Source organism: Paenibacillus ihuae (assembly GCF_001368795.1).
Taxonomy (GTDB): domain Bacteria; phylum Bacillota; class Bacilli; order Paenibacillales; family Paenibacillaceae; genus Paenibacillus_AQ; species Paenibacillus_AQ ihuae.
Genome location: NZ_LN831198.1, coordinates 3,906,874 through 3,908,947, shown reverse-complemented (window position 1 = coordinate 3,908,947; position 2,074 = coordinate 3,906,874). Strand labels below are relative to the sequence as shown.

The 2,074-nt window shown below is 54.4% G+C and carries 2 protein-coding genes; one reads left to right on the top strand and one right to left on the bottom strand.

The window, feature by feature from the left end:
- Positions 1 to 267, top strand: a 267-nt coding sequence (locus AQR02_RS33125; RefSeq protein WP_425339986.1) for a hypothetical protein, incomplete at its 5' end; no start/stop codon positions are given.
- 76 nt (positions 268 to 343) lie between these two features.
- On the opposite strand, the gene AQR02_RS18060 is transcribed toward AQR02_RS33125, so the two are convergent.
- On the bottom strand, positions 344 to 2,074 hold a 1,731-nt coding region (locus AQR02_RS18060; RefSeq protein ID WP_245237536.1), incomplete at its 5' end, for an MMPL family transporter.

The following is a 2,074-nucleotide window of genomic DNA, read 5'->3' as shown; positions in this document are numbered from 1 at the left end:
CTTGTTCTCTGCTTGATCTTTGCGTTCAGTTTTCTTCTGATTACAACCGGAATCCAGGTTGGGTTAGGGATGTTAATGACCAAGGAATATGTACCTGATATGACAAATGCATATGAAATTACTGCAACAGACAATGCCCGATCAAGAGTTGATTTTGGTATTCACCCATCCAGGTTTTCTGCGCAAAATATGATAGTGTGGCTAGTGTCCCTTGGAATTTCATCCGGAATTGTCTTTACCGTTCATAAATATGCTTTTAACAAATAAAAAGAGCAGAGCCTGCAGACATTGTCCGCAGGCTCTGCTCTTTATAGATCGGGACGGCATTATGCCGTCCTCGTAGTTATTTCTTGTCTCCGCTCTCGGCATGGAGCTTGGCGATCAGCTTGTCGCCCTCGACATCGAGGTTCGGCAGCACACGGTCCAGCCCTTTCGGCAGCCACCAGGCTTTGTCGCCGAACACGGCCATGACGGCCGGCACGAGCGTCATGCGGATGATGAAGGCATCGATCAGGATCCCGAAGGCCAGCGCGAAGCCGATCTGCTTGATCATCGCATCAGGGGCGAAGATAAAGCCGGCGAATACGGAGACCATGATTATGCCTGCGGCAAGCACAACTCGGCTGGCAAGATCGTAGCCGTGGACCACGCTCTCGTTGCCGTGGCGCCCGTGGACGTAAGCCTCACGCATGGAGCTTACCAGGAACACCTGGTAATCCATTGCCAGCCCGTAGAGAATACCGGTGACCAGAATCGGCATGAAGCTGAGCAGCGGTCCGCCGGTATCAAAACCGAACAGGGAGTGCAGCCAGCCCCACTGATAGACGGCGGTGGTCACACCGAAGGTAGCTAGAATGCTGAGAATAAAACCGACTGTCGCTTTGACCGGCACAATGATCGAACGGAATACGAGCAGCAGAATAATCAATGACAGAATGACAATGATGCCGGTATACACAGGGAATGCATCTGACAGCTTGGAGGACATATCGATATTAATAGCGGTAAAGCCGGTTACTCCAAGGGTAATATTGTTGTCTGATGCGAGGCTGTAGGCGGGATCGCGCAGCTCCTGCACCAGATCTCTTGTTTCTGTATCGGTTGGGCCTGTTTTTGGAATCAGGCTGATAATGGCGATATCTCCTGTTGCGTTGACGCCCAATGGGGACACCAGCGTGACATTATCATGCATCTGCAGCTCCTGAACCAGCTTGCCCAGTGTCTGCATGGAGATTTTATCGGACGGGTTGTTCGGCTGGGCGACCAGCAGCAGCGGTCCGTTGAACCCTTCGCCGAAGCCCTTGGAGATGATGTCATAGCTTTGGCGTGCTGGGGTATCCAGGTTAGCCGAGGCGCCGGAAGGAATGCCGAGCTCCATTTTCGTTACCGGAATTGCGGCTGTGCCAAGCACCAGAACCACCAGAACAATGATGATCCAGCGGTATTTCACTGTGAAGTTCGCCCAGCGGTGTGAGAATCCGTGATTGCCTTTGTTTCCGGAGGCGGATTTCTTCGAGCGGGCCTTGGCAGAGCAGATCCGCTCACCGACCAGACCCAGCAGCGCAGGCAGCAGGGTTAATGACAGCAGGACGGTGATAAGCACGGTGACAGCGGCAACAAGCGCCATGGTCGACAGGAAGCCGATGCCGATGACCAGCATGCCGCACAGGGCGATAATGACGGTCAGCCCGGCGAAAAATACGGCGCTGCCGGCGGTACCGACTGCCCGGCTAGCTGCTTCGCGCGCGCTTAAATTCTCATCCAGAATCAGCCTGCGCTGACGGTTTACGATGAACAGCGAGTAGTCGATGCCGACGGCCAGACCGATCATGACGGCGAGAATCGGCGTAATATCATTCATCTGAATTACACTTGAGAGGGCAAAGGCGCCTCCGACGCTGATGGCAACGCCGAGGAGCGCGGTGATCAGCGGCAGGCCGGCAGCAACTACCGAGCCCAGCGTAATGAACAGTACCACAGCAGCGACAACTACACCGACGGCTTCCGTCGATCCGATCGATGGCGTGCTCTTCAGGGAATCACTAGGAATAGCAGTGATGCCTGAGCCTGCCTG